At 65.5% G+C, this 24,419-nt stretch carries 22 protein-coding genes; 13 read left to right on the forward strand and 9 right to left on the reverse strand.

The window, feature by feature from the left end; all coding sequences use genetic code 11:
* Nucleotides 1-7: 7 nt before the first annotated feature.
* From AC59GX_RS11865 to AC59GX_RS11875, 3 genes are all read right to left on the reverse strand, one after another.
* On the reverse strand, nucleotides 8-427 hold the full coding sequence (locus tag AC59GX_RS11865; RefSeq protein ID WP_426281761.1) for a lysozyme inhibitor LprI family protein: 420 nt from the start codon (nucleotides 425-427) through the stop codon (nucleotides 8-10).
* A 78-nt stretch (nucleotides 428-505) separates the two neighbouring features.
* Nucleotides 506-763 carry a hypothetical protein gene (locus tag AC59GX_RS11870; protein ID WP_426281760.1) on the reverse strand — a complete coding sequence of 86 codons (258 nt, stop codon included), beginning with the start codon at nucleotides 761-763 and terminating at the stop codon, nucleotides 506-508.
* A 217-nt stretch (nucleotides 764-980) separates the two neighbouring features.
* On the reverse strand, nucleotides 981-1,919 hold the full coding sequence (locus AC59GX_RS11875) for a Gfo/Idh/MocA family protein (protein ID WP_426281759.1): 939 nt from the start codon (nucleotides 1,917-1,919) through the stop codon (nucleotides 981-983).
* 147 nt (nucleotides 1,920-2,066) lie between these two features.
* Here AC59GX_RS11875 and AC59GX_RS11880 point away from each other — a divergent pair, with 147 nt between their 5' ends.
* Complete coding sequence (locus tag AC59GX_RS11880; RefSeq protein WP_426281757.1) at nucleotides 2,067-2,420, forward strand: lysozyme inhibitor LprI family protein; 354 nt, start codon at nucleotides 2,067-2,069, stop codon at nucleotides 2,418-2,420.
* 145 nt (nucleotides 2,421-2,565) lie between these two features.
* Here the strand turns inward: AC59GX_RS11880 and AC59GX_RS11885 are convergent, their stop codons facing one another.
* Nucleotides 2,566-4,389, reverse strand: a complete 1,824-nt coding sequence (locus tag AC59GX_RS11885; RefSeq protein ID WP_497301764.1) for a diguanylate cyclase — start codon at nucleotides 4,387-4,389, stop codon at nucleotides 2,566-2,568.
* Between the two features lie 287 nt (nucleotides 4,390-4,676).
* Between AC59GX_RS11885 and AC59GX_RS11890 the strand changes: the two genes are divergently transcribed.
* Genes AC59GX_RS11890 through AC59GX_RS11900 form a run of 3 tightly spaced genes read left to right on the forward strand, consistent with a single transcriptional unit; the run spans nucleotide 4,677 to nucleotide 7,689 of the window.
* Entirely contained in the window at nucleotides 4,677-5,975 is a 1,299-nt protein-coding gene (locus AC59GX_RS11890; RefSeq protein ID WP_426281755.1) for an Hsp70 family protein, read from the forward strand.
* The gene (locus AC59GX_RS11895; protein ID WP_426281753.1) at nucleotides 5,972-6,634 is read left to right on the forward strand and encodes a spermidine synthase; all 663 of its coding nucleotides are present in this window, start codon (nucleotides 5,972-5,974) and stop codon (nucleotides 6,632-6,634) included. Before AC59GX_RS11890 ends, AC59GX_RS11895 begins: the two co-directional genes overlap by 4 nt.
* Nucleotides 6,631-7,689, forward strand: coding sequence for an AbrB family transcriptional regulator (locus AC59GX_RS11900; RefSeq protein ID WP_426281751.1), 1,059 nt, complete (start codon nucleotides 6,631-6,633; stop codon nucleotides 7,687-7,689). The genes AC59GX_RS11895 and AC59GX_RS11900 overlap by 4 nt, the downstream gene beginning before the upstream one ends.
* Before the next feature lie 151 nt (nucleotides 7,690-7,840).
* On the opposite strand, the gene AC59GX_RS11905 is transcribed toward AC59GX_RS11900, so the two are convergent.
* Both AC59GX_RS11905 and AC59GX_RS11910 read right to left on the reverse strand, forming a co-directional pair.
* Nucleotides 7,841-9,163: a sigma-54-dependent transcriptional regulator gene (locus tag AC59GX_RS11905; protein ID WP_426281749.1), complete on the reverse strand. Its 1,323-nt coding sequence runs from the start codon at nucleotides 9,161-9,163 to the stop codon at nucleotides 7,841-7,843.
* The gene (locus AC59GX_RS11910; protein WP_426281747.1) at nucleotides 9,160-10,944 is read right to left on the reverse strand and encodes a sensor histidine kinase; all 1,785 of its coding nucleotides are present in this window, start codon (nucleotides 10,942-10,944) and stop codon (nucleotides 9,160-9,162) included. Before AC59GX_RS11910 ends, AC59GX_RS11905 begins: the two co-directional genes overlap by 4 nt.
* Before the next feature lie 207 nt (nucleotides 10,945-11,151).
* Here AC59GX_RS11910 and AC59GX_RS11915 point away from each other — a divergent pair, with 207 nt between their 5' ends.
* From AC59GX_RS11915 to AC59GX_RS11930, 4 genes are all read left to right on the forward strand, one after another.
* Nucleotides 11,152-12,495 carry a dicarboxylate/amino acid:cation symporter gene (locus AC59GX_RS11915; protein ID WP_435368639.1) on the forward strand — a complete coding sequence of 448 codons (1,344 nt, stop codon included), beginning with the start codon at nucleotides 11,152-11,154 and terminating at the stop codon, nucleotides 12,493-12,495.
* A gap of 51 nt (nucleotides 12,496-12,546) precedes the next feature.
* Nucleotides 12,547-14,085 carry an alginate export family protein gene (locus AC59GX_RS11920; protein WP_426281744.1) on the forward strand — a complete coding sequence of 513 codons (1,539 nt, stop codon included), beginning with the start codon at nucleotides 12,547-12,549 and terminating at the stop codon, nucleotides 14,083-14,085.
* A 246-nt stretch (nucleotides 14,086-14,331) separates the two neighbouring features.
* Nucleotides 14,332-15,528, forward strand: a complete 1,197-nt coding sequence (locus tag AC59GX_RS11925; RefSeq protein WP_426281862.1) for an acyl-CoA dehydrogenase family protein — start codon at nucleotides 14,332-14,334, stop codon at nucleotides 15,526-15,528.
* 4 nt (nucleotides 15,529-15,532) lie between these two features.
* A complete protein-coding gene (locus tag AC59GX_RS11930; protein ID WP_426281743.1) occupies nucleotides 15,533-16,615 on the forward strand; it encodes an acyl-CoA dehydrogenase family protein in 1,083 nt (360 codons plus the stop codon).
* A gap of 133 nt (nucleotides 16,616-16,748) precedes the next feature.
* Here AC59GX_RS11930 and AC59GX_RS11935 read toward each other — a convergent pair whose 3' ends face one another.
* Complete coding sequence (locus tag AC59GX_RS11935) at nucleotides 16,749-17,117, reverse strand: hypothetical protein (RefSeq protein WP_426281742.1); 369 nt, start codon at nucleotides 17,115-17,117, stop codon at nucleotides 16,749-16,751.
* 77 nt (nucleotides 17,118-17,194) lie between these two features.
* Complete coding sequence (locus AC59GX_RS11940) at nucleotides 17,195-18,112, reverse strand: LysR family transcriptional regulator (protein WP_426281739.1); 918 nt, start codon at nucleotides 18,110-18,112, stop codon at nucleotides 17,195-17,197.
* A gap of 106 nt (nucleotides 18,113-18,218) precedes the next feature.
* Between AC59GX_RS11940 and AC59GX_RS11945 the strand changes: the two genes are divergently transcribed.
* Nucleotides 18,219-19,745: a CoA-acylating methylmalonate-semialdehyde dehydrogenase gene (locus AC59GX_RS11945; protein ID WP_060527230.1), complete on the forward strand. Its 1,527-nt coding sequence runs from the start codon at nucleotides 18,219-18,221 to the stop codon at nucleotides 19,743-19,745.
* 94 nt (nucleotides 19,746-19,839) lie between these two features.
* On the opposite strand, the gene AC59GX_RS11950 is transcribed toward AC59GX_RS11945, so the two are convergent.
* Complete coding sequence (locus tag AC59GX_RS11950) at nucleotides 19,840-20,151, reverse strand: GIY-YIG nuclease family protein (RefSeq protein WP_426281861.1); 312 nt, start codon at nucleotides 20,149-20,151, stop codon at nucleotides 19,840-19,842.
* Between the two features lie 110 nt (nucleotides 20,152-20,261).
* Between AC59GX_RS11950 and AC59GX_RS11955 the strand changes: the two genes are divergently transcribed.
* The 4 genes from AC59GX_RS11955 to mmsB all read left to right on the forward strand — a co-directional run bounded on the left by AC59GX_RS11955 (nucleotide 20,262) and on the right by mmsB (nucleotide 24,416).
* Nucleotides 20,262-21,407, forward strand: coding sequence for an acyl-CoA dehydrogenase family protein (locus AC59GX_RS11955; protein WP_426281737.1), 1,146 nt, complete (start codon nucleotides 20,262-20,264; stop codon nucleotides 21,405-21,407).
* A 68-nt stretch (nucleotides 21,408-21,475) separates the two neighbouring features.
* Nucleotides 21,476-22,519 carry an enoyl-CoA hydratase/isomerase family protein gene (locus AC59GX_RS11960; RefSeq protein ID WP_426281735.1) on the forward strand — a complete coding sequence of 348 codons (1,044 nt, stop codon included), beginning with the start codon at nucleotides 21,476-21,478 and terminating at the stop codon, nucleotides 22,517-22,519.
* Nucleotides 22,520-22,633: 114 nt separating this feature from the next.
* Nucleotides 22,634-23,407, forward strand: a complete 774-nt coding sequence (locus AC59GX_RS11965; RefSeq protein ID WP_426281733.1) for an enoyl-CoA hydratase — start codon at nucleotides 22,634-22,636, stop codon at nucleotides 23,405-23,407.
* Nucleotides 23,408-23,540: 133 nt separating this feature from the next.
* A complete protein-coding gene (gene mmsB, locus AC59GX_RS11970) occupies nucleotides 23,541-24,416 on the forward strand; it encodes a 3-hydroxyisobutyrate dehydrogenase (RefSeq protein WP_426281731.1) in 876 nt (291 codons plus the stop codon).
* The last annotated feature ends 3 nt before the right edge of the window (nucleotides 24,417-24,419 follow it).

Here is a 24,419-nt window from a genome sequence, read left to right on the forward strand (position 1 = left end):
CGGACGGTCAGCGCTCAATCGAGAGTATGCGCGCATAGCCTTCCAGTTGCAGCGCGCGGTCTCGCGTCAGGATTGTTCCGGCGGCCGCCTCCATCGGGACGTACATCGTGCCGCTGCGGGTGGCGTAGATAGCAGTTCGCGCCCTGTCCTCGGCATCCCGGAAGGTGATCCAGGCCCTTTGCGATTGGCGCAGGGATTGCGCTGCCGAGGCAGGGAGCCGCCGCAGCAGTGCCGCGTACGCAAGGTTCAGGCGCCGATCATAGTCGCGCAGCGCTGTAGCTTGGCATTCGGTCTGGCCGGCGGTGGAGGCGTTGGATTCGCGCTCGAGGCAACGCGCCAAGCTGGTGCCGGTAGGATCACCCGACGGCATTGCGGCAAGGTCGGCGGGCGATGCCAGCAGCGTCAGGAGAAGCCATGCGCGGGTCATCGGTTCGCCTCGATGCGGGTCGATCCGCGGCAATCTGTTCGATAGAAAAATGGGCCGGTGTTACCCGACCCATTTCACTTAGTTGCTGTCGGAGTTGTTGTCGTCTTCATGGTCGACGATCAGGTACGTCACGCCAGCGACGATGCCGACGCCGATGATCAGCGGAACAATGCTCACGCCCGTGAGATTGCTCGCCTTCTTCGACGACGTGCCTGCACGAACCGGCGACGCGACCGAGAGCGACTGTGCCGAATTGGCGACAGGCGCGGCGTTGGCCGCAACTGGCAGGGCAGTCATGGCGACGGCGGACGCGCCGAGAATCAATGTTTTAATCATAAGTCACTCTTCTCATGGAACAGCCGTTGCGGCTGCGGGGCACCAACGATTCCAGACCGAGTGAGTTCCTGATGATAACATGTCCGGATCGGACAGATAATTGTAGCGGTTATTGATGCGGACTAGTTGCTTACGACGAGGAGAATTCGACGCTCAAACCCAACCGATTTGGTTTGAGATACTTGATGCGTATTTCTCAAGTGCCTCGAATGATGTTCTAATTAGCTGAAATATTTGTATAAGACGGTCGGTCCGGTGTTGCTTCCGCATCCGCATGGGCGGTGATGGCTTCGCAGAGCGCGTGTGTCGCCAGAATGTCTGCGGCCGGGGTGGTACGGCCCGCGCGTGCTGCCGTCAGAAAGTCGGCGCACATCGCTTCGAAGCCACGCTGACGGCCGACGGAAGTCCAGTCACCGCGCCGGTGGTGGCACTCCGTGCCTGCCGAGCGCACCAGTTCCGCCATGTTCCGGACCGACTGCCGCACGCCGTTCCCGATCACGTCCAGTCGTTCTTCATCGAGCCCGCTATCCCGGTGCATCGTGCCGATGGCCGTATAGCCGTCGCCGGCCAGCATCAGCGTCACCGCTTTGAGCAGTCCATGCTCGACATGAGTCTCGATCGTGCGGCGTTGCACTGGGGCAGGCGCCAGAAACAGCAGCGTGTCGACGACATGGATGAAGTCGTCGAACACCACTTTGCGCGGGGTGTCGGCCTGTCGGTGACGGTGCTTTTCCATGACGATCAAGCTCGGGCCGGTACCACGAAGCGCCGCATAGTCCGGCGCGAACCGGCGGTTGAACCCGACTGTCAGGAGGGTCTCTTGGTGTTCGGCCAGCGCCACAAGCTGTTGGGTTTCAGCAAGATTGTCGGCGAGTGGCTTGTCGACGAAGGTGGGGATACGCCGCTCCAGCAACAGTCGAACGAGGGCCGGATGCGCACCGGTCGCGGCGTGGATGAAGGCCGCGTCGAAGGTCGCCGCCGCCAATGCACGCTCTACGCTGGCATGGAGGTGGGGCACGCGGAACGAACGTCCGGCTTCACGGAGAACCTGCTGATCGCGCGTCGCCAGATGCAGCTCCAGTTCGGGGTTGGCCGCCAGCACCGGCAGATACCCCTTGTGAGCGATGTCGCCCAATCCCGTCACCAACACGCGCATCGCGACCTCCGAATTGTCAATTCCGGTGCGCTAGATACCGCAATCGCGCTCCGTGCCGATACGTCGCTCCCGCGTGGCTGACGATTTACGCATGCGCAACAGAACCGACCCGGCCTTGCGACGTTGGACTGGGAAAGGAGACCTGAAATGCTGATTCTAGCGTTTGCCCTCACCCTGGCCGGCTCATCCGACCTCGACCGCTGCCTCAACACCGGGGAGGCCGCACAGGGTATCACCCCAGCGATGGCGGCCTGTTTCGGCGCGGATTACAAGCGGGCAGATGGGCGACTGAACAGGACCTATGCCGCCGCCATGAAACGGTTGCCGTCTGCGCGTCGCGCCGCATTGCGCACGTCGCAGCGCGCCTGGATCAAGCAGCGCGACGCTGCCTGCCCGCTCGATCAAGGCGACGGCGTCGGCACGATTGAACGCCTGAACCATCCCGCCTGCCTGACCAAGCAGACCGATCGGCGCACCGCGTGGCTTGCGCGCTACCGCTGATGTGATTCCTGCCGCAGCCGATTGGAAGCGGAGCGGGGTCTGAGAGAGACTTCAGTCCGGTGAGATCGTCTATCCGGGCAATCCGGTTCTCAATGCGACGCTGTTCCAGTCGACGGCGCGCCGGGACCGGTCCGAACGACCCGGATCAAGCCGCTAGCATGCTGATGGTGGCGCGGTTGCGGCCGTCACGCTTGGATTGATACAACGCCATGTCCGCCGCCTGGATGAGTGTCGCGCCATCCCGGTCCATGGCGTCGGACCAGGTCGCGATGCCGAACGACATGCTAGTCGAGCCCAGCGTGCGGTTGCCGTGTCGGACGGCCAGTTCCGCTATGGCGCGTCGCACGGTCTCGACACGACCGGCAAGCGCTTCCGCGGTCGTGCCCGGCGCGATGATCGTGAACTCCTCGCCGCCGAAGCGGCAGATGACATCGCCGTCGCGGAACCGGCTGCGCATCTCCGCCGCGACCATCTGCAGCACAGAGTCGCCGGCATCGTGGCCGAACTCGTCGTTGAACCGCTTGAAATGATCGATGTCGCACATGACGAGGCTGAGCGGAGTTCCCGCGCGCGAGGATCGGGCGATCTCCAGCTTGAGCGTTTCTTCCATGTAGCGACGATTGAACAGGCTGGTGAGCGGATCGCGGATCGTCTGCTCGCGCAGCGATCGCTGCAAGCGGTGGTTGACCAGCGCGGATGCGATGTTCTCGGTCAGCACGTTCATCCGGAAGCGGTTCTCGGCTCCGATCCTGCCCTGGAGATAGAGCACGCCGATGACCTCGCCGCCCGCGAGCAGGGGTTCGCAGTGATACACCTCGTTCTCCGCGACATGCCCGCAGACGATTTCTCGGCTGGGGTCTTCGACCGAGTGGCTCTGGCCGCGACGCAGCGCCCAGCACCGCTCCGGCGCAAAGCCTTCGATCGGCACGGTGATGCCGCCCCAGCTCGCGACGGGGGCAAGGCAATTGCGCGAGTTGTTGTGTGCGTACAGCGCGCCGGGGATGTCGGGGAGCACCTGTGGTACGAACACTCGGACGATCTGCGCCAACTCGTCGTCGGTGCGCGCGGCCTGCATGCGATGCGCCATGCCGCCGAGCAGTTCGATCACGTCGCCGCGTTCACGAAGCGACTTCGTGTTCTGCTCAAGTTCGGTGTTGACGATCTGCAATTGCCGCTCGCTGGTGCCCTGGTCTGCGACGGCACCCCTTAATCGGTCGGCCATCGCATTGTAGCCGACGGCAAGGCGGGTAAATTCGCGCGATCCCATCGCAGTATCGATGCGGGCGTCCTGTTCGCCGCTGCCAAGCGCGGTCATCGCTCGCATCATGGTCGCCAGGGGGCGGCGGATCGCCCGAACGAGCAGTGCAAAGCTGCCGACGACGACGAGGGCGACGGCGATCGCGCCGAGTATCGCCAGTCTCTTGCCGCTTTCCAGCCGCTGAACCGCCGCGTCCTGCCGCGTGGACTGGAGCGCGCGTTCCTCGTCGAGAAAGCCCTGCGCGCGCACGCTGATCGCATCCATCAGTTCGCGGCCGCGGCCACTCGCGATGACCGTGACTGCGCCGGAAAAATCACCCCGGCGGGCAAGATTCAACGGTTGCAGCAAAAAGGCGGAGCGTTCCTTCATCAGCAACGCGATTTCCTGCGCCCGTGCATGCTGAAGCGGATTGTCGTCGGTCTGTTCAACGACTCGGGCGATGGTTCGGGCAGCGCTATCCACACGTTCGGCGTACGACCGAGCATAGGCTGGATCGCGCGTGATGACGAAGCCACGCTGGCCGGATTCGGCCTCGCGCAGATCGCCCAGCGCGGCCTCGGTCGTCTCGATGATCCCGGCGGAATGCGCGGCCCAGTGAACACTCTGGCTGGCCTGATACGACGCATCGGCGAGGAGCCCCGCCAAAGACGCCAACGCGATGAGGACTATGAGCCCGATCGCGGTGATACGCGCTGTCAGCGATACGAACATCGCGCATGCTTATCCCCAAGAGCTTAGCGTTTGGTTACGCTGCGAGGGACCGGCCTTGTTTCGTCCGCGGGAAAAGAGGCGTGCCCGATAAAATCTGGGCGAACGGCTCGCTCGGAAAAGGGCAAACCGCTGGAGACCGACTCTTAACGGGCTTCCGCTGTGTGCGGTCATCCAGTCATGGATCGCGGCTCAACCAAACCCGCTCAACTGGTCCGCCGAAGCACGCACGGGGTTGCCATCCCGGCCCCCGCATCGGCATAGGCGCGCGTTCATTGAAGGACGACGCGATGCAGACGGACGCTGGCGGCCCCGCTTTGGGGCTGGATTTCGGCACGACCAACAGCGTCGTGGCGCTGGGGACGCGCGGCGGGACGCCCGAACTCGTGACGTTCGCCGCCCCTGCGGAGACGAGCCCGGTATTCCGTTCGGCGCTGTGCTTCTGGCAGGACGACAGCGGCAAGGGGCTCGCGTCGGATGCAGGGCCGTGGGCGATCGCGGAATATATGGAGTACCCGCTCGACAGCCGGTTCATCCAGTCGTTCAAGTCGGTCGCGGCGATGAAGACGTTCGAGCAGGCCTCGGTCTTCGACAAGCGTTATCGCTTCGAGGAGATGGGCCAGCTGTTCCTCGAAAAGTTGATTTCGCACGCCGACGGCAAGCTCGATACGCGGCCGCACCGGATCGTGGTCGGGCGGCCGGTCGAATATGCCGGCGCGCGGCCTGACGAGGCGCTCGCGCGGACGCGGTATGACGCGATGTTCAAGGGCTTCGGCGCGGAGATCCATTACGTCTACGAACCGCTCGGTGCGGCGTACAGCTACGCGACGCGGCTGACCGAGCCGGCGACCATTCTGGTGGCGGATTTCGGTGGCGGTACGAGCGACTTTTCGGTGGTGCGCGTGGCCGAACCGGGCGCGGCGCGGCGGTGTACGCCGCTGGGTCACGCAGGCGTCGGGATCGCGGGCGATCGGTTCGATTACCGGATCCTCGACCGGCTGGTGCTGCCGATGCTGGGCAAGGGCGGCGCGTACAAGTCGTTCGGCAAGGAACTGGAGATCCCGCGCGCGTATTTCGCCGACTTCGCGGACTGGTCGCGGCTGGCGTTGATGCGCAACCGCAAGACGATGACCGAGCTGGAGCGGTTGCAGAAGACCGCGGTCGATCCGGACGCGATCGGGCGGATGATTGCGGTGATCGAGAACGAACTTGGCTATCCGCTGTATGATGCGGTCGGGTCGCTCAAGCGCGCGCTGTCGAGTGGTGAGGAGGCGCATTTCCACTTTGCGGGCGCGGGGCTGGAGATCGAGGCGGACGTGACGCGCGCGCAGTTCGAGGGCTGGATCGCCGACGACGTCGTGCGGATCGAGGCGGCGGTCGACCGGGCCTTGGAGGTGGCGAACGTCGGTGGCGGCGAGATCGACCGGGTGTTCCTGACCGGTGGATCGTCGCTGATCCCGCGCATCCGGCGGATCTTCGTCGAGCGGTTCGGCGAGGCCGCGATCATGAGTGGCGGCGAACTGACGTCGATCGCGCATGGGCTGGCCTTGATTGGCGAGCAGGACGATATCGCGGCTTGGTCGGCATGATCCCTCGCGTACTCCTTGGGACGGCGCAGGTGCCGGGTGGGGGTGAGCTCCGGTTGCTCCAGCGTGGTGCCGAGTTCTCGATCATGCTCGGTGTGAACGAGTTGATGAACAGCCGGCTGAGCGGATCGGAAGAGGCGCTGGCGGAGCAGGCTTGCGAGCGAATCGGTGGGCGGCCGGGTGTTCGGATGCTGATCGGTGGGCTTGGGATGGGGTTTACCCTCCGCGCGGCGCTGGCTCGGCTTGGGCCTGACGCGGAGGTAGTTGTGGCGGAGATCGTGCCGGCGGTGATCGAATGGGCGCGCGGGCCGATGGCGGCGCTGCACGGGGACAGCCTGACCGATCCGAGGACGCGGATCGTCGAGGGCGATGTCGCCGCGGCGATCGCGGAGGGTGATTGGGACGCGATCCTGCTCGATGTCGATAACGGACCCGACGGGATTTCGCGGCCGGGTAATGACCGGCTTTACGGCGCGCGCGGGTTGTCTCAAGCACGTGCGGCGTTGCGACTGGGCGGCGTGCTCGCCGTATGGTCTTCTGCGCCAAGCAAGCCGTTCGCCATGCGACTTGTCGAAGCGGGCTTCGCGGTCGACGAGGTTATCGCGCGGGCTACGCGGAAGGGCGGCGCGCGGCACACGATCTGGTTCGCTACCAAGCCATGATCTGGCGGTGGGCCGTCTTGATCGCGCTGTCGGCGGTGATCGCGGGGCTGCTGGAGCTGGCCGGGCTGCCTGCGGGGTTGCTGCTCGGACCGATGGTCGCCGCGGTCGTGCTGGCGGTGCGGGGATGGTCGCTGAGCGTGCCGACGTCTGCGTTTCGCGGCGCACAGGCGGCGGTCGGGACGCTGATCGCGGGGTCGATCACGACCGGGATCGTCGCGACGGTGGCGGATCACTGGCCGGTTTTCCTAATGGTCAATTTCGTCACGCTCGCGGCGAGCAGCGTGCTTGGATACTTGCTGAGCCGGTGGCAGGTGCTTCCGGGGACCGTCGCGGTGTGGGGATCGACGCCGGGCGCGGCGAGCGCGATGGTGTTGATGGCGCAGGCCTATGGCGCGGATTCGCGGCTGGTCGCGGTGATGACCTACACGCGGGTGGTGAGCGTGGCGGTGGTCGCGTCGGTGCTGGCGGCGGTGATGGTCGGCGGTGGGAGCGGGCATCATGTCGCGGCGACGTGGTTCGCCTCTGTAGACCCGGTCGCCGTGCTGCGGACGATCGCGATTGCCGGTGTCGGTGCGAGCGTTGGCGTCGTGCTGAAGCTTCCCGCCGGCGCGCTGCTCGGGTCGCTGGTCGCTGGGGCGGCGCTCAACGTCACCGGCGTTGCGCAGCCAGTGTTGCCGCAGTGGCTGCTGGCGATCAGCTATGCGGTGGTGGGGTGGCGGATCGGGCTGTCGTTCACGCGCGATACGTTGCGGGTGGCGGGCAAGGCGATGCCGCGGATCCTGTTGTCGGTGGCGTTGCTGATCGCGTTCTGCGGCGGGATCGCGGCGGCGTTGACGCGCTGGTGGGGGATCGATCCGGTCACCGCGTATCTGGCTACGAGCCCGGGAGGAATGGATTCGGTCGCGATCATCGCTGCGTCGAGCCCGGTGGACGTGCCGTTCGTGATGGCGTTGCAGGTGTTGCGGTTTCTGGGGGTGTTGCTGATCGGGCCGCCGCTCGCGAAGTTCGTGGTAACGCGGCAGGGCAGAGTGCCGCCGCCGGGTATTCCGACTTAGATTGAGAGGTCTTGCCCGATCGATCCGTCACCCCGGACTGGTTCCGGGGTCCACCGTTCCGCATACTCATCGGCCGTTGACTGTGCGGGACCGTGGATGCCGGAACAAGCCCGGCATGACGGAAGACTGGTTGGGCATCGCTTGAGCGCTATCAGCCCTTCGTCGGGCGATACGCCTCGACGTCGATCTCGTGGCGCTTGAGCTTGTCGTAGAATGTCTTTCGCGGAATGCCGAGTGCGGCCAAGGCCGAGCGGACGTCGCCGCTGACCTGTTGGAGCACGGCGCGGATCGTCGCTTCCTCGAACTTGTCGACGCGGGCGGGGAGGGGGATGCCGTCTTCGTCCGCCGCATCCTCGGCCTCGACGCGCAGCACTAGGCGTTTCGCGAGGTTGTCGAGTTCGCGGACATTGCCGGGCCAGTCGTGCTGGCCGAGATAGGCAAGCGTCGCGGTGTCGATCGTCGGCACCTCGCGGCCGAACCGCTCTGCCGCCTGATGGAGCAGGTGGCCGAACAACAGCGGTATGTCGTCGCGGCGTTCTCGCAAGGGCGGGATGCGGAGGCGAACAGCGTCGAGCCGGAAGAGTAGGTCGGCGCGGAACCGCCCTTCGTCGACTGCCTGTTCGAGGCCGGGTTTGGCGGCGGCGATCACGCGGAGGTCGAGCGCACGCGGCAGGTCGCCGCCGACCGGCATCACCTCGCGCTCCTCCAGCACGCGGAGCAGCTTCGCCTGGAATGCGGGGAGTGTGCTCTCGATCTCGTCGAGGAACAGCGTGCCGCGATTCGAGGCTTCGATCCGGCCGGTGCGGGGCAGGCGCGAGTCGCCGTCATGGCCGAACAGCTCGATCTCGGCGACCGCCTCGGGCAATGCGGCGCAGTTGACCGCGACGAAGGGGCGGGAGCGGCGGTTGCTCCAGCGGTGGAGGAGGACCGCGACGAGTTCCTTGCCGGTGCCGGTTTCGCCTTCGACCAGCACGTCAATATCGGCCTGCGCGATCTGGCGCATCGTCTCGCGCAGGCGGACCATTACCGGTGTCTCGCCGATCAGCGGTTCGGCACCGATTGTTTCCTCGGCGGCGGCGCGGAGGCGGCGGTTGTCGAGCACGAGGCGGCGCATTTCGAGCGCTCGGCGCGCTCCGGCGATCAGGTGATCGGTGGCGAAGGGCTTCGGGATGAAGTCGAACGCGCCGTTCTTGAGCGCGGCGACCGCCATCGCGACGTCGCCGTGGCCGGTCATCAGCAGCACCGGGATCTCGTGGTCGATCGCGGCGATCCGGCGGAAGAGTTCGAGCCCGTCCATCTTCGGCATGCGGATGTCGGACACCACCGCGCCGTCGAACCCGGCGGTCACGCGGGCGAGCGCGACGGTCGGGTCGCGCTCGGCGATCACCGCGATCCCGGCGAGTTCGAACGATTGCTCCAGCGCCCCGCGCAACACGTCGTCGTCGTCGACGAGCAAGACGGCCTGCTCGCTCATGCCTTCACCAGGATCATACGGAAGATGGCGCCTTCTGGAGCGGGGACGAGGTCGAGCGTGCCGCCGAACTCGGTCATGATGTCGCGCGCGATGCCGAGACCGAGCCCGAGGCCGTCCTTCTTGCTCGTCGCGAACGGGGTGAAGAGGTGGTCGGCGATGTCGGCCTCGATGCCGGGACCGTTGTCGGCGACGGTCAGCACGACGTCGCGCCCTTTCCGACCGACGGTGACGCTCACCCGGGCATCTCGGCGGTCGGCGGCCGCGTCGAGCGCGTTCTGGAGGAGGTTGACCAGCACCTGCTCCAGGCGGACGCGGCCGGCGATCACCGTCAAGCGCGCCTCGGGGCCGGTTGGGAGGTCTAACGTCACGCCCTTGGCGCGGAAGCGGTCGCCGATCAGCAAGCGGACGCCGTCGATCGCCTCGTCGAGCGCCACGGGGCCGATCGAGCCTGCGCCACGCCGGGCATAGCGCCTGAGCCCGGCGGTGATCGTGCCGATCCGGCTGGTGAGGTCGACGATCAACTGGAGATTGGTTGCCGCGCGTGCCGGTTCGCCGCGGTCGAGGAAGGCCGCGGCATTGTCGGCGAAGGTGCGGATCGCGGCGACGGGCTGGTTGATCTCGTGCGCGACGCTGGCGGTGATCGTGCCGATCGAGCCGACGCGGTTGGCGTGCGCCAGTTCCTCGCGCGCCTGGCGGAAGCGCTGGTCGGACGCTTCGCGCTGCTCGACCTCGATCTGGAGGCGGTCGGCGGTGGCGCGGAGCTCGGCGGTGCGGCGGGCGACCTCGGCCTCCAGTTCCGCGCGCGCGCCGACGTTGCGCTTGCGCCGTTCGTACAGCCACCACGCGCCGAGCATCGCCGCGATCGTCAGCATCGCGGCGATCGCGGTGGCCCAGCGCGTGCGGGCGGCGGCGGTGCGCAGGGCGGCGTCGAGCGGCTCCATATGCACCAGCCGCCAGCCCGAGATCGGCACGGGCAGCGACACCGTGATCGCAGGCGATCCGTCGGGCAGCCGCGAAACCCCCTCGGCAAGGGTGAGTAGGGCGGGGGCCAATGGCGATGCCCCGAACTGGCGCGTCTCGACCAGCTCGGCGCGGCGCGAAGGCGAGAGTGGGCGGGTGGTCCGAAATTCGAGCTTCGGATCGCTGGAGATCAGGATGACGCCGTCGGGATCGGTGACGAAGGTCGCCATCCGGTCCTGGATCCACGCGCGCGCGATCTTCTCGAACTCGACCTTGACCACGACCACGCCGAGCGGTCGACCGGCGCGGTCGATCCGTCGCGACAGGTACAGGCCCGGCCGCCCGCTGACGCTGCCGAGCGCGAAGAACTCGGTCGCGCCCGACACCATCGCCTTGGTGAAATAGTCGCGGAACCGGTAGTCGTGGCCGAGGAAGCTGTCGGGGCGCCCGGCATTCGAGGCGGCGATCGCCATGCCCTGCGTGTCGAGTGCGTAGATCACCGGGGCGCCGGTGCGTTCCGCCAGCAGCGCGAGCTTGGTGTTGAGCGCCGGGTCGACCTTGCCCGAGGCCAGCGCCGCGCGGACGTCGGGATATTCGCCGAGCATGATCGGTAGCAGGCGATAGGTCTGCAACTCGGCTTCGAGCAGGCGAAGGTTGCTCCGCGTCTGCTGGACCGCGCGCATCCGAACGCCTGCGCGCGCGTCTTGAGCGGCGCGCTGGCCGTAGATCGAGGCGACTCCCGCGACGATCGTGCCAAGCGCCGCGAACGCCATCAGCACCGTCAACGCCGTGATGAAAAGGGAAGATCGGAGTCGCGTCATTTTGTGCGGATTATCACACACGCACTGGCCGCGCCATTGGTGAAACGCGGCGATTTCCACACGTCCGAACAATGGGTATGCTGGTAAATGGCTGAAAACCAACGTTCTAAGCGATGAAGGGGCTGGTCTTGTAGTCCCCGGTCCGGCCCGGCATTACCGTCGCACATAACGTCCCGCGTGAGTGGACGAGAATACCAGGAGGCGATGTTGACCCTACCCACTCAGACATATGGCGTCGCGGAAACGCCCGCACGGAAGCGCTGGAGCGGCCAGCTCTATATCCAGGTCCTGATCGCGATCGCGCTCGGCGCGGCGCTCGGGCATTTCTATCCGACCTATGGCGCGGCGCTGAAGCCGCTCGGCGATGCGTTCATCAAGCTGGTGAAGATGATCATCGCACCGGTGATCTTCCTGACGCTCGTCACCGGTATCGCCGGGATGAAGGAGCTCGGCTCGGTCGGCCGCGTCGCGGGCAAGGCGTTCGCCTACTTCCTGTTCTTCTCGACGCTGGCGCTGATCGTCGGTCTGATCGTCGCCAACGTCGTCCAGCCGGGCGCGGGGATGAACATCGACGCCGCCACGCTCGATACCAAGGGCATCGCCGACTACACCGTGAAGGCGCACGAGACGACGATCACCGGGTTCCTGATGAGCATCATCCCGGACACGATGGTCAGCGCGTTCACCGAGGGCAACATCCTCCAGATCCTACTCGTCGCGATCCTGTTCGGCATCTCGCTGAGCCTGGTCGGCGAGCCTGCCAAGCCAGTGCTGAACTTCCTCGAGCGGCTCAGCCTGATCGTCTTCAAGCTGGTCGGCATCCTGATGCGCGCGGCCCCGCTCGGCGCGTTCGGTGCGATCGCGTTCACGATCGGGAAGTACGGGATCGGCAGCCTCGCCAATCTCGGCGCGCTGGTCGCGACCTTCTATCTGACCGCGGCGCTGTTCGTGATCGTCATCCTCGGCACCGTCGCACGGCTGACCGGCTTCTCGATCTTCAAGCTGATCCGTTATCTGAAGGCGGAACTGCTGCTGGTCCTCGGCACCTCGTCGTCGGAAGCCGCGCTGCCGAACCTGATCCAGAAGATGGAAGCGGCAGGCTGCGAGAAGTCGGTCGTCGGGCTGGTCGTGCCGACCGGCTATTCGTTCAATCTCGACGGCACCAACATCTACATGACGCTGGCGGCGCTGTTCATCGCGCAGGCGACCAACACGCACCTGACGCTTGGCCAGGAACTGCTGTTGCTGGTCGTCGCGATGATCTCTTCGAAGGGTGCGGCGGGCGTCACCGGCGCGGGCTTCATCACCTTGGCCGCGACGTTGTCGATCGTGCCGACGGTGCCGATCGCGGGCATGGCGCTGATCCTTGGCGTCGACCGCTTCATGAGCGAGTGCCGCAGCCTCACCAACTTCATCGGCAACGCGGTCGCGACGATCGTCGTCGCCCGTTGGGAAGGCGGTCTCGACCGCGACAAGCTCGATGCCGCCTTGTCGGGCAAGCTCCCCGAGTTCGTGCCGGCGGCGATCCCCGCCGCTGCTACCGCCCACTGACGCGTACGGGGCCGGTTCGCCGGTCCCGCGTCCTGTACCGGATATTTGCTTATGACCTCGATGACGATCCGCCGCATGGCGTATGCGGCCGGCTTTGCCGCGTCCGCACTTTCGACCCTGGCCTTTTCGAGCGCGGCCATGGCGCAGGCCGAAGCGCCGCCCTCGCGACAGGCGAATGCCGGCGCCAAGGACGTGTCGAGCATCGCCGAGGCCTCGCCGATCGCCGAGAGCTATCCCAATGCCGCGATCGGTGACGGCGTGACGGCGGGTGGTTACAACCAGTCGCGCTGGGCGGAGGACTGGTCGAAGCTGCGCGATCCGAAGAAGCGCAAGGACATCGTCGACCAGCTGAAGTTCATCTCGATCTCGGGTGATGGCGACGTCTATCTGACGCTGTCGGGAGAGGCGCGGTTGCGCGTCAACCAGACGACCAACCCCAATCTGCGCGATGCCGAGGCACAGCGGCAGGACATTCTCCGCCTGTTTGGAGGGGCCGATCTGCATGTCGGTGAGCATCTCCGCTTCTACGGCGAGTTGGCCCACGGTACTTTGGACGGTCGAAATCTCGGCACCGCATTGCCCAACCTGCGCAACAAGCTTGCGGTGCAGCAGGCGTTCGTCGATCTGACCGGGACGGTCGCCGATGTCGACGTCGGCGTGCGCTATGGCCGCCAGACGTTTGCGGACGGTCCCAACCTGCTGGTCGTGCCGCGCGACAACAACACGTTGTTCTTCGGCTTCAACGGCTTCCGCGCCTGGGCACGCACCGCCGGCGTCCGCGCCGACGTGTTCGACTTCAAGCCGACTGCGTATGGCAATGGCGGTACACAGGATGACAATGCGGAGAGCGCGCGGCGCTTCTCGGGCATCTCGACGGGCATCGTCGTGCCGGAGACGCTGTTCGGGGGCTCGAAGCTGTACGTCGATCCGTTCCTCTGGCGCCTGCGCAACCGCGCGGCGGTATGGGGCACGGACAATGCGCGCGAAGTTCGCAACTTCTACGGCCTGCACGTCTGGGGTGATGCCGGGCCGGTCAATCTCGACTGGACGATCAATTACCAGGGCGGTTCGTACGACAATCGCTCGATCAAGGCGTGGCTGATCCTGTTGGCGCAGACCTACAAGCTCGGCGAAGGCAAGTCCGCGCCCCGCGTCGGCTTCCACGCCGATTATGCGAGCGGCGGCGGCGCGTACGGTAACGGCACGTTGCGCAACTCGTTGGCGCCGTTCGGCAACAACATCTATTACAGCTATCAGCTGTTCGCGACGCCGACCAACCTGGTCGCGCTGGCGCCGAACGTGACGTTCAGCGTGTTCGACAAGCTGCGGCTGACCGCGGAATATCAGCGCTCGTGGCGCGATACGACGAGCGATGCGGTGTACCGCGCGAACGGCTCGGCGTTTGCAGGCACGCAGAATTTCGGGGGCAAGAAGATCGCCGATACGCTGCGGTTCCAGGCGGTGTACCCGTTCACCTCGCGGCTGTCCTTCACCGGGCGCTACGAGCATCTGATCGCCGGGCCTGCGCTGACGAACGCGGGATACAAGAACTCTGACTTCCTGGCTGGCTGGATCAGCTACCGGTTTTGACGTTTTCCCCCCTCCCTGGAAGGGAGGGGCTGGGGGTGGGTCGGCTTCCGCATGGTCGAACGCGCGTGGTTCGAGCGGCCTACCCACCCCCGACCCCTCCGTTTCAGGGAGGGGAAAGACGTCGGATACCGTCTGGATTAACCTGCGTCGTTCGGCGCCGCGTTTTCTTCGTTTCGGACCATACCGGTCCTTCAATTCTACGATCGACTGTGGCACACAGGCTCCAACATCAGGAGTCACATGGCCATGGATCTCAGCTTCACGCCCGAGGAAGAAGCCTTTCGCGAGGAAGTCCGCAGCTTCTTCCGCGACAAACTGCCCGCGCGCCTCTCGACGCTGGTTCGCGAGGGTAAGCGGCTGCGCAAGTCGGACATGGAGGAATGGCACGCGATCCTCAACGAACGCGGTTGGCTGGCGAACCACTGGCCCGAGGAATGGGGCGGCCCCGGCTGGAGCATGATCCAGCGCTTCATCTTCGACAATGAGTCCGCGCTCGCGCACGCGCCCCGCGTGGTGCCGTTCGGCGTCAACATGCTCGGACCGGTGCTGATCAAATTCGGTTCCGAAGAGCAGAAGAAGCAGTGGCTGCCGCGGATCCTCGATGGCTCCGACTGGTGGTGCCAGGGGTATTCGGAGCCGGGCGCCGGGTCCGATCTCGCGGGCCTCAAGACCACCGCGGTCCGGAAGGGCGACGTCTATGTCGTAAACGGCCAGAAAACCTGGACGACGCTCGGCCAGCATGCCGACATGATCTTCTGCCTCGTCCGTACCGACGCGACCGCGAAGAAGCAGGAGGGCATCTCTTTCCTGCTGATCGACATGAAGTCGCCGGGCATCGAGGTCCGCCCGATTACGCTGATCGACGGCGAGCAGGAGGTGAACGAGGTGTTCTTCACCGATGTCGAGGTGCCCGTCGCCAACCTCGTCGGCGAAGAGAATCTAGGCTGGACCTACGCAAAGTATCTGCTGACCTATGAGCGCACCAACATCGCCGGCGTCGGCTTCTCGATCGCGTCGTTCGAGCGGCTGAAGGAAGTCGCGCAGATGCAGAAGAAAGGCGGGCGTTCGCTGGCGGATGATCCGTTGTTCGCGGCAAGGATGGCGCGGGTCGAGATCGATCTGGCCAACATGCAGACGACCAACCTCCGCGTGCTCGCGGCGGTCGCTGGTGGCGGTGCGCCGGGTGCGGAGAGCTCGATGCTCAAGATCAAGGGCACCGAGATCCGGCAGGAGATCACGTCGCTGACGCGTCGCGCCTATGGATCGTACGCGGCGCCCTACATACCCGAAGCTCTGGAGGCCGGGTGGAATGGCGAGGATGTCGGCCCGGAGGACGCGGCGATGGCGGCGCCGAGCTATTTCAACAACCGCAAACTGTCGATCTTCGGCGGGTCGAACGAGATCCAGAAGAACATCATCTCCAAAGCCATCCTGGGTCTCTGATACCATGAACTTCGAACACACCGACGACCGCCGCATGCTCGCCGACACGCTCGTGCGGGCGTTGCGCGACGGCTATCCGATCGAGACGCGCAACGCGGGCGCGTATGGCGACACGGGGTATGACCCGGCGGTCTGGCAGCAGTTGAGCGAACTTGGTATCGTCTCCGCGCTGTTCGACGAGGCGGCGGGCGGCTTCGGCGGCAGCGGGTTCGACATCATGGTGGTGTTCGAGGCACTCGGCCGCGCGCTGGTGGTCGAGCCGTTCCTGGGCGCGCTGATGGCGGGGCGTGCGCTGGCGAAGGCCGGCGGGCATGACGAGACGCTCGCTGGAATCGTGTCCGGCGAGACGATCGCCGCGTTCGCGTACGACGACGGCGCGACGCCGGTGACTGCGACGGAGAGTGGCGATGGCTGGATGCTGAGCGGGACGAAAGCAGTCGTGTCGCAGGCGGGTGCGGCATCGGTGTTCGTCGTGACGGTCGAGCAGGATGGCGATCCGCTCGTATTGCTCGTACCGGCGGATACGGCCGGGATATCGGTGCGCAGCTTCAACGTTGTCGAAGGCGGCGCGGCTGGTGATGTAACGTTCGAGAACGTTATTGTCGGCGCGGATGCGCGCGTTGGTGGCGAAGGGCAGGGGCAGGCGATCGTCGATGCGGCGGTCGGCGCGGGGTTGCTCGCGCTTTCGGCCGAAGCTGTCGGCGCGATGGAGTTCGTCAAGGAGGCGACGCTCGGTTACCTCCGCGACCGAAAACAGTTCGGCGTGCCGATCGGCAAGTTCCAGGCGCTCCAGCATCGGATGGCGACGGTGTTGCTGGAAATCGAGCAAGCGCATTCGGCGGTCATCAACGCGGCGTCGGCGTTCGATGGCGATGATGCGAAGGCGCGCGAGCGGGCGCTGGCGGCGGCGAAATATACGATCGGGCGGACTGGGGCATTGGTCGCGGAGGAGACGATCCAGCTTCACGGTGGGATCGGCATGACGTGGGAATATGCGGTGTCGCACTACGCCAAGCGGCTGGTGATGATCGACCACCAGTTGGGTGATGAGGATTATCATCTGCAGCGTTACATCGCGCTGGGCTGAACTCAATCACGACCACGACGCGTTCCCCTCCCTGGAAAGGGAGGGGCTAGGGGTGGGTAGGCTGCTTGGGATCCACAGCGCCGGCCAATCGGCCGACCCACCCCAACCCCTCCCTTCCAGGGAGGGGTTGGGGTTAGTGGTTGGTCTCGACGAGAGCGCCTTCTACCGGGACAACAGCATCCGGCCCGGTCTCCACCTCACCCGTCTTGATCGTAACCCGCTGCGCGATCATCGGCCGCAACCGCACCCCAAGGCAGATCACCGTCGGCCACAGCAACGTGTTGATGATGTCCAGCGAGGTATCCTCCCAACGCCAAGAGCCGAAATTTAATCGGTCCATGATCTCGTTGAACGCCTCGCCCGCGACGACCACCCACCATGGAATGAACGTCCCGAATGACCGCCGCGTGATCAGCCGGGCAATCATCAGCAGCGCCATGCCCGCATGAATATGGAGGATGATATCGGGAAGGCCGGTGCCGTCGCCGATCGCGTCGATCATCTGGTGATAGAGTTTGGGGATCAACGCGCTGCTCCAGGCCCGGCGATGCTGCCATGCAACATCGATCTATACGGGCGTCACTCGGGGGCGGCAATCGGCGGGGAGGACGCGCCCAGCATCAGCGGCTTCAGGTCGCCGATTGTGACGTCCAGCCAGGCGATGAACCGGTCGATCCGCGCGATCCGGCGGACGTCGCGGTGGACGACGAGCCAGAACGAGCGCTGGATGTCGACCGCTTCGGGCAGCACGCGCACCAGTCCCGGCATTTGGTCACCGATGAAGCACGGAAGTATCCCGCATCCCGCGCCCGCGGCGATAAGCTCGGCCTGCGCGACGATGCTCGAACTGCGGATCGACGCATCCAGGCGCCCGTCGATCTCCGCGAGATAGCGGAGTTCGGGCGCGTAGATCATGTCCGGTACGTAGCCGATCAGGCGGTGCCGCATCAGGTCTGCAGTGGTCGCGATCGGTCCCGACCGTGCGAGGTGATCGGGATGCGCGTAGAGCCCGAGGTGATAGTCCGTCAGCTTCCGCGCCACCAACGGGCCACTCTTCGGCCGCGCGAGCATTACCGCGATATCCGCCTCTCGCCGTGAGGGATTGAGGAAACCGGTCGACGCGATCAGATCGATCGCGATCCGAGGATGCTGGTTGGTGAACGACGCAAGCCGCGGCGCAAGGATGCGGCTGCCGAACCCTTCGGACACGCTCAGCCGGATCGGGCCGGCGAGCACGCCTGCATCGTTGCCGACGACCTCCTGGATACCGAGCGCGGACGCTTCCATCGTCTCCGCATGGTCGAGCAACGCCGCACCGCGTTCGGTCAGCGCGTATCCGGCGACCGTCTGTTCGAACAACGTCGTCTGGAGTCGTCGCTCCAGCCGTTGCAGCCGCCGCGACACCGTCGTCGCGTCCTGTCCCAGCAGTTTTGCCGCTGGCCCAAGCCGGTGCGTGCGCGCCAGAGCGAGGAAATACCGGACGTCGTCCCAATCCATGAACGCCTCACCCTATGCTGCATATTCGCAGAGCGATTCTGCAAACAACCCCGCTTGGCTGCGAAACGCTTATGCCCGACGGTGCGTGCAACAAGAAGAGGATGCCATGCGGACTATCGAGAATTTCGTTAGCGGTGCGGCCAGCACGGCCGAGCGCTTCGGTGATGTATTCGACCCGAATTCGGGCGAGGTGCAGGCGCGCGTGCGGCTGTCCGGCGCGACCGATCTGGACCGTGCGGTCGCTGCGGCGCAGAAGGCGCAGCCGGGCTGGGCGGCGACCAACCCGCAGCGTCGTGCTCGCGTGATGTTCGAGTTCAAGCGGCTCGTCGAGGCGAACATGGACGAACTCGCGCGGCTGCTCTCGTCCGAGCACGGCAAGGTGATCGCGGACTCGAAGGGCGACATCCAGCGCGGGCTCGAGGTGATCGAGTTCTGCTGCGGCATCCCGCACATCCTGAAGGGCGAATATACGCAGGGCGCCGGGCCGGGGATCGACGTCTATTCGATGCGCCAGCCGCTTGGCATCGGTGCGGGCATTACGCCGTTCAACTTCCCGGCAATGATCCCGCTGTGGATGTCGGGCGTCGCGATCGCCACCGGCAACGCTTTCATCCTCAAGCCGTCCGAGCGTGATCCATCGGTGCCGGTGCGGTTGGGCGAATTGTTCGTCGAGGCGGGGCTGCCCGAGGGCATCTTTCAGGTCGTCCACGGCGACAAGGAAATGGTCGACGCGATCCTCGATCATCCGGCGATCTCGGCGGTCAGCTTCGTCGGATCGTCCGACATCGCGCATTACGTGTACCGCCGCGGCGTCGAGGCGGGCAAGCGCGTCCAGGCCATGGGCGGCGCGAAGAACCACGGCATCGTCATGCCCGACGCTGACCTCGACCAGGTCGTCGCGGACCTGTCGGGCGCGGCGTTTGGCTCGGCCGGCGAGCGTTGCATGGCGCTGCCGGTGGTGGTGCCGGTGGGCGAGAAGACCGCGATTGCCCTCCGCGAGAAGCTGATCCCGGCGATCGCTGCTTTGCGGGTTGGTGTGTCGACGGACAACGACGCGCATTACGGGCCGGTGGTGAACGCGGCACATCGCACCCGCATCGAGAACTGGATCCAGACCGGAGTCGACGAGGGCGCGGAACTGGTCGTCGACGGGCGCGGGTTCGCGTTGCAGGGGCATGAGAAGGGCTTCTTCATCGGGCCGTCGCTGTTCGACCATGTGACGACGGAGATGTCGGCGTACAAGGAGGAGATCTTCGGGCCGGTGCTCCAGATCGTCCGCGCCGCCGATTTCGAGGAGGCCGTGCGCCTGCCGAGCGAGCATCAATACGGCAACGGCGTCGCGATCTTCACCCGCAACGGGCACGCGGCGCGCGAGTTCGCGGCGCGGGTGAACGTCGGGATGGTCGGCATCAACGTGCCGATCCCGGTGCCGGTGGCGTATCACACGTTCGGCGGGTGGAAGCGCTCGGCGTTCGGCGACACCAACCAGCACGGGATGGAAGGCGTGAAGTTCTGGACCAAGGTCAAGACGATCACGCAGCGCTGGCCGGATGGGTCTGCGCTGCCGGCGATGGCCGAGGATGGCGGTCCGGCGCGGAATAACGACGCGTTCGTTATCCCGACGATGGGGTGAGTAGGGTGGTGCCCTCCCATCCCGTCATCCTGGACTTGATCCAGGATCCAGAGTTACGAGGCGCTACGCCCGTGGCTCTGGATCCTGACTTTCGTCAGGATGACGGGAGGGGATCGAAACCCCAGTCTTCGGCCAGATCGCGCCAGGTGGGATTGTGGGTTTCAATCAATTCGATCTTCCAGGAGCGCTTCCAGACCTTGAGCTGCTTCTCGCGGGTAATGGCGGCTTCCATCGTGTCGGCCATCGCGAACCACACCAGTTGGTTCACGCCGTATCGTTTTGAGAAACCATCGAATGTCCCCTCGCGGTGCTGAACGATCCGTGCCATCAGGTTGGACGTCACGCCGACGTACAGCGTTCCGTTGCGCCAGCTCGCCATGATATAGACCGCCGGTTGCCTAGCCATACCATTCCCCCAAGTCGCCATCCTGACGAAAGTCAGGATTCCGAGCCACCAGTTTCGGCGTTCCTGGCTCTGGATGCTGGGTCGAGCCCAGCATGACGGAAGAGAGACCTATGACCAACCAGTTCGACCTCACCGACGACCAGCGCGAAATCCAAGAGCTGGCGCGCCGCTTTACTGCCGACCGGATCACCCCGCACGCGGCCGAGTGGGACGAGAAACACATCTTCCCGCGCGAGACGATCAAGGCGGCGGCCGAACTCGGCTTCGCGGCGATCTACGTCAGCGAGGAGAGCGGAGGGATCGCGCTTGGGCGGCTCGAAGCGGCGCTGATCATGGAGGCAATGTCGTACGGATGTCCTTCGACGTCGGCGTTCATCAGTATCCACAACATGGCTGCGTGGATGATCGATCGGTTCGGATCACAGGGCGTGAAGGACAAGTATCTCCCCAGCATGGTGACGATGGACCGGCTAGGCAGCTACTGTCTGACAGAGCCGGGCTCCGGCTCCGACGCGGCTGCGCTGAAGACGCGCGCGGTTCGCGACGGCGACGACTGGATCGTGACGGGCTCGAAGCAGTTCATCTCGGGTGCGGGCGAGAACGAGGTGTACGTGACGATGGTCCGTACCGGTGAGGACGGACCGAAGGGCATTTCCTGCCTCGTGATCGAGAAGGACATGCCGGGCGTGTCGTTCGGCGCGAACGAGAAGAAGCTCGGGTGGCATTCGCAACCGACGCGGCAGGTAATCTTCGATGGCGTCCGCGTGCCGGCGGCGAACATGGTCGGCGGCGAGGGCGAGGGCTTTCGGATCGCGATGATGGGGCTCGATGGCGGGCGGCTGAACATCGGTGCGTGCTCGCTGGGGGGCGCGCAGCGGTGTCTCGACGAGGCGATCGCGTATACCAAGGATCGGAAACAGTTCGGGAAGGCGATCGCGGACTTCCAGAACACGCAGTTCATGCTGGCGGACATGGCGACCGAATTGGAGGCGGCGCGGGCGCTGCTTTACATGGCAGCGGCGAAGGTGACGGCGAACGCGCCCGACAAGACCAAGTTCGCGGCGATGGCGAAGCGGCTCGCGACCGATACCGGCTCGTCGGTGGTCGACCGCGCGTTGCAGTTGCATGGCGGGTATGGGTATCTGCAAGACTACCCCATCGAACGCTTCTGGCGCGACCTGCGCGTGCATTCGATCCTTGAGGGGACGAACCAGGTCATGCGGATGATCGTCGGTCGCGAACTGACGCGGCAATAGCATGTTCTCCCGCGAAGGCGGGAGTCCAGTCTGGGCTCCCGCCTTCGCGGGAGAACAAGGAAGAGCGAATGACCGAAGACCTGATCACCACTGTTGAGGGCCCGATCGGCCGTATTCGTCTCAATCGGCCTAAGGCCTTGCATGCGCTGAACTTGGCGATGTGCGAAGGCGTGATTGAGGCGCTGGAGGCGTGGCGCGATGACGCGGCGGTCGAGGCGATCGTGATCGATCATGCGGAAGGGCGTGGGTTCTGCGCTGGCGGGGATATCCGCATGCTTGCAGCCTCGGGCGCGACCGATGGCGTTGAGGCGCGGGCGTTCTTTCATGCTGAGTACCGCATGAACCATCGGCTGTTCACGTATGCCAAGCCGATCGTTGCGTTCATGGATGGGATCACGATGGGCGGCGGCGTCGGTCTCGCGCTGCCGTGCCGATTCCGGGTGGCGACGGAGAACACCAAGTTCGCGATGCCCGAGACGGGGATCGGGTTGTTCCCGGACGTTGGTGGCGGCTGGTATCTGTCGCGGTTGCCGGGGCGGATCGGGCAGTATCTCGCGCTGACCGGGCACCGGTTCGATGGCGCGGAGTGTCTCGCGCTTGGGTTGGCGACGCATTTTCTCGCGAGCGATACGCTTGATACGGCCAAGGCGCGGATTGCGGAGACGCCGCAGGATATTGTGGGCGTGCTGGACGCATTGGCGACGTCGGCACCCGACGCGAAGATCCTCGCGTGCAAAGACGATATTGACCGGCTGTTTGCGTCGGACGTGCTGGAAGAAATCTATGACGCGCTCGACGCCGATGGTGGGGAGTGGGCGACTCAGACGCTCACGACGCTGAAGACCAAGTCGCCGCAGACGATGAAGGTCTCTCTTCGATTGCTCCACGAGGGCGCGGCGATGGCGAGTTTCGCCGACGAGATGCGGCAGGAATATGCGGTCGGCGCGCATGTCGTGCAGCTGCATGACTTTATCGAAGGCGTGCGGGCGGTGATCGTCGACAAGGACAATGCGCCGCGCTGGGACCCCGCGACGCCCGAGGATGTCACCGATCACGTGATCGACCAGATCTTCGCGCCTTTGCCGGAACATGAGGCTTGGACCCCGGGCTGATCGAACGATGTTCTCCCGCGAAGGGTTTCCCTTCAAAGTATAACTTTGAAGGGGCCCTGAAGGCGGGAGCCCAAACTGGGTCCCCGCCTTCGCGGGGATACAAGGAGTAAGTGAATGACCTACGAAACGATCCTGGTCGAGCAGCGCGGTGGCGTTACGCTCGTCACGCTGAACCGTCCGCAGGCGCTGAACGCGCTCAATTCGCAGGTGCTCGCCGACCTGATCGCCGCGTTTGCCGCGTTCGATGCGGATACGTCGCAAGGCTGCGCGGTGCTGACCGGCTCGGCCAAGGCGTTCGCGGCGGGGGCGGACATCAAGGAGATGCAGTCACAGGGCTTCGCGGAGATGTACGCGAGCAACTTCTTCGCGGGCTGGGAGCATTTCGCGCGGACGCGGAAACCGATGATCGCGGCGGTCGCGGGCTATGCGCTCGGCGGCGGGTGCGAGCTGGCGATGATGTGCGACTTCATCCTCGCCGCGGATACCGCCAAGTTCGGCCAGCCTGAGATAAAGCTGGCGGTGTCGCCAGGGATGGGCGGATCGCAGCGGCTCACGCGCGCGGTCGGCAAGGCCAAGGCGATGGAGATGTGCCTGACCGGGCGGATGATGGATGCGGCAGAAGCCGAGCGCGCTGGGCTCGTCTCGCGGATCGTGCCGGCGGACGAGTTGGTCGAGGAGGCGGTGAAGACGGCGACCACGATCGCCGCGATGGCGCCGCTGGCGGTGCTGGCGAACAAGGAAATGGTCAACGCGGCGTTCGAGACGGGGCTTGCGATGGGCGTCCAGTTCGAGCGGCGGTTGTTCCACGGGCTGTTTGGGACTGAAGACCAGGGCGAAGGCATGGCCGCATTCGTCGAGAAGCGCGCCGGGACCTGGACGGGGAAATGATCGTAATTCCCCTCCCGCTTGCGGGAGGGGTCAGGGGAGGGGCGTGCCGCGACCACGCGAGACGTGTTTGCGGCACTGCCCTCCCCCAACCCCTCCCGTGAACGGGAGGGGAGTAGAATTTAGGAGAGAGAACATGGCACGGATCGGTTTCATCGGGCTCGGCAACATGGGCGGCGGGATGGCGGCGAACCTCGCCAAGAAAGGCCACGACGTCCGCGCGTTCGACCTGAGCGCCGACGCGCTGGACAAGGCGAAGGCCGCCGGATGCCTGCCGGTCGCGTCCGCTGCCGAAGCCGCGGACGGTGCCGAGGCGATCGTGACGATGCTCCCTGCCGGCAAGCATGTCGCGGAGGTCTATGACGCGCTGTTCGGCGTCGCGTCGCCGTCCGCGATCCTGATCGACTGTTCGACGATCGACGTCGCCACCGCCAAGCAGGTCGCCGCCGCGGCGCAGGCCAAGGGCCTCGTTGCGGTCGACGCGCCCGTCTCTGGCGGGATCGGCGCGGCGAACGCAGGGACGCTCACCTTCATGGTCGGTGGGTCGGCGGAGGCGTTCGACCGGGCGCAGGCGATCCTTGCCGACATGGGCAAGGCGGTGATTCACGCGGGTGCGAACGGCGCGGGGCAGGCGGCGAAGATCTGCAACAACATGATCCTCGGCGCGACGATGATCGCGACCTGCGAGGCGTTCGTGCTGGCGGAGAAGTTGGGCCTCGATGCGCAGGCGTTCTACGATATCGCCAGCGTCTCGTCCGGGCAGAGCTGGTCGATGACCACGTACGCGCCGCTGCCCGGCATCGGTCCCGATACGCCCGCCGATCATGACTATCAGGGTGGGTTCGCGGCGGCGCTGATGCTTAAGGACCTGCGGCTTGCGATGGCGGCGGCAAAGGACACCGGCGCGGATACGCCGATGGGCGCGAAAGCAGCCGAGCGTTACGAGGCGTTTGCCGAGGCCGGGCAGGGTAGCCTCGACTTCTCGGCGATCATCCGCACGCTGCGCGGTTAGGTC

The organism is Sphingomonas sp. 320_CC (genome assembly GCF_059691795.1).

Coding starts and splice junctions, on each gene's coding strand:
- AC59GX_RS11885 (WP_497301764.1), bottom strand. CDS start 4,389: ATGTTCGTATCGCTGACAGCGCGTATCACCGCGATCGGGCTCATAGTC.
- AC59GX_RS11895 (WP_426281753.1), top strand. CDS start 5,972: ATGATCCCTCGCGTACTCCTTGGGACGGCGCAGGTGCCGGGTGGGGGT.
- AC59GX_RS11935 (WP_426281742.1), bottom strand. CDS start 17,117: ATGATCGACGCGATCGGCGACGGCACCGGCCTTCCCGATATCATCCTC.
- AC59GX_RS11955 (WP_426281737.1), top strand. CDS start 20,262: ATGACCAACCAGTTCGACCTCACCGACGACCAGCGCGAAATCCAAGAG.
- AC59GX_RS11945 (WP_060527230.1), top strand. CDS start 18,219: ATGCGGACTATCGAGAATTTCGTTAGCGGTGCGGCCAGCACGGCCGAG.
- AC59GX_RS11875 (WP_426281759.1), bottom strand. CDS start 1,919: ATGCGCGTGTTGGTGACGGGATTGGGCGACATCGCTCACAAGGGGTAT.
- AC59GX_RS11925 (WP_426281862.1), top strand. CDS start 14,332: ATGGATCTCAGCTTCACGCCCGAGGAAGAAGCCTTTCGCGAGGAAGTC.
- AC59GX_RS11870 (WP_426281760.1), bottom strand. CDS start 763: ATGATTAAAACATTGATTCTCGGCGCGTCCGCCGTCGCCATGACTGCC.
- AC59GX_RS11940 (WP_426281739.1), bottom strand. CDS start 18,112: ATGGATTGGGACGACGTCCGGTATTTCCTCGCTCTGGCGCGCACGCAC.
- AC59GX_RS11965 (WP_426281733.1), top strand. CDS start 22,634: ATGACCTACGAAACGATCCTGGTCGAGCAGCGCGGTGGCGTTACGCTC.
- mmsB (WP_426281731.1), top strand. CDS start 23,541: ATGGCACGGATCGGTTTCATCGGGCTCGGCAACATGGGCGGCGGGATG.
- AC59GX_RS11920 (WP_426281744.1), top strand. CDS start 12,547: ATGACCTCGATGACGATCCGCCGCATGGCGTATGCGGCCGGCTTTGCC.
- AC59GX_RS11910 (WP_426281747.1), bottom strand. CDS start 10,944: ATGACGCGACTCCGATCTTCCCTTTTCATCACGGCGTTGACGGTGCTG.
- AC59GX_RS11960 (WP_426281735.1), top strand. CDS start 21,476: ATGACCGAAGACCTGATCACCACTGTTGAGGGCCCGATCGGCCGTATT.
- AC59GX_RS11865 (WP_426281761.1), bottom strand. CDS start 427: ATGACCCGCGCATGGCTTCTCCTGACGCTGCTGGCATCGCCCGCCGAC.
- AC59GX_RS11880 (WP_426281757.1), top strand. CDS start 2,067: ATGCTGATTCTAGCGTTTGCCCTCACCCTGGCCGGCTCATCCGACCTC.
- AC59GX_RS11930 (WP_426281743.1), top strand. CDS start 15,533: ATGAACTTCGAACACACCGACGACCGCCGCATGCTCGCCGACACGCTC.
- AC59GX_RS11900 (WP_426281751.1), top strand. CDS start 6,631: ATGATCTGGCGGTGGGCCGTCTTGATCGCGCTGTCGGCGGTGATCGCG.
- AC59GX_RS11950 (WP_426281861.1), bottom strand. CDS start 20,151: ATGGCTAGGCAACCGGCGGTCTATATCATGGCGAGCTGGCGCAACGGA.
- AC59GX_RS11890 (WP_426281755.1), top strand. CDS start 4,677: ATGCAGACGGACGCTGGCGGCCCCGCTTTGGGGCTGGATTTCGGCACG.
- AC59GX_RS11905 (WP_426281749.1), bottom strand. CDS start 9,163: ATGAGCGAGCAGGCCGTCTTGCTCGTCGACGACGACGACGTGTTGCGC.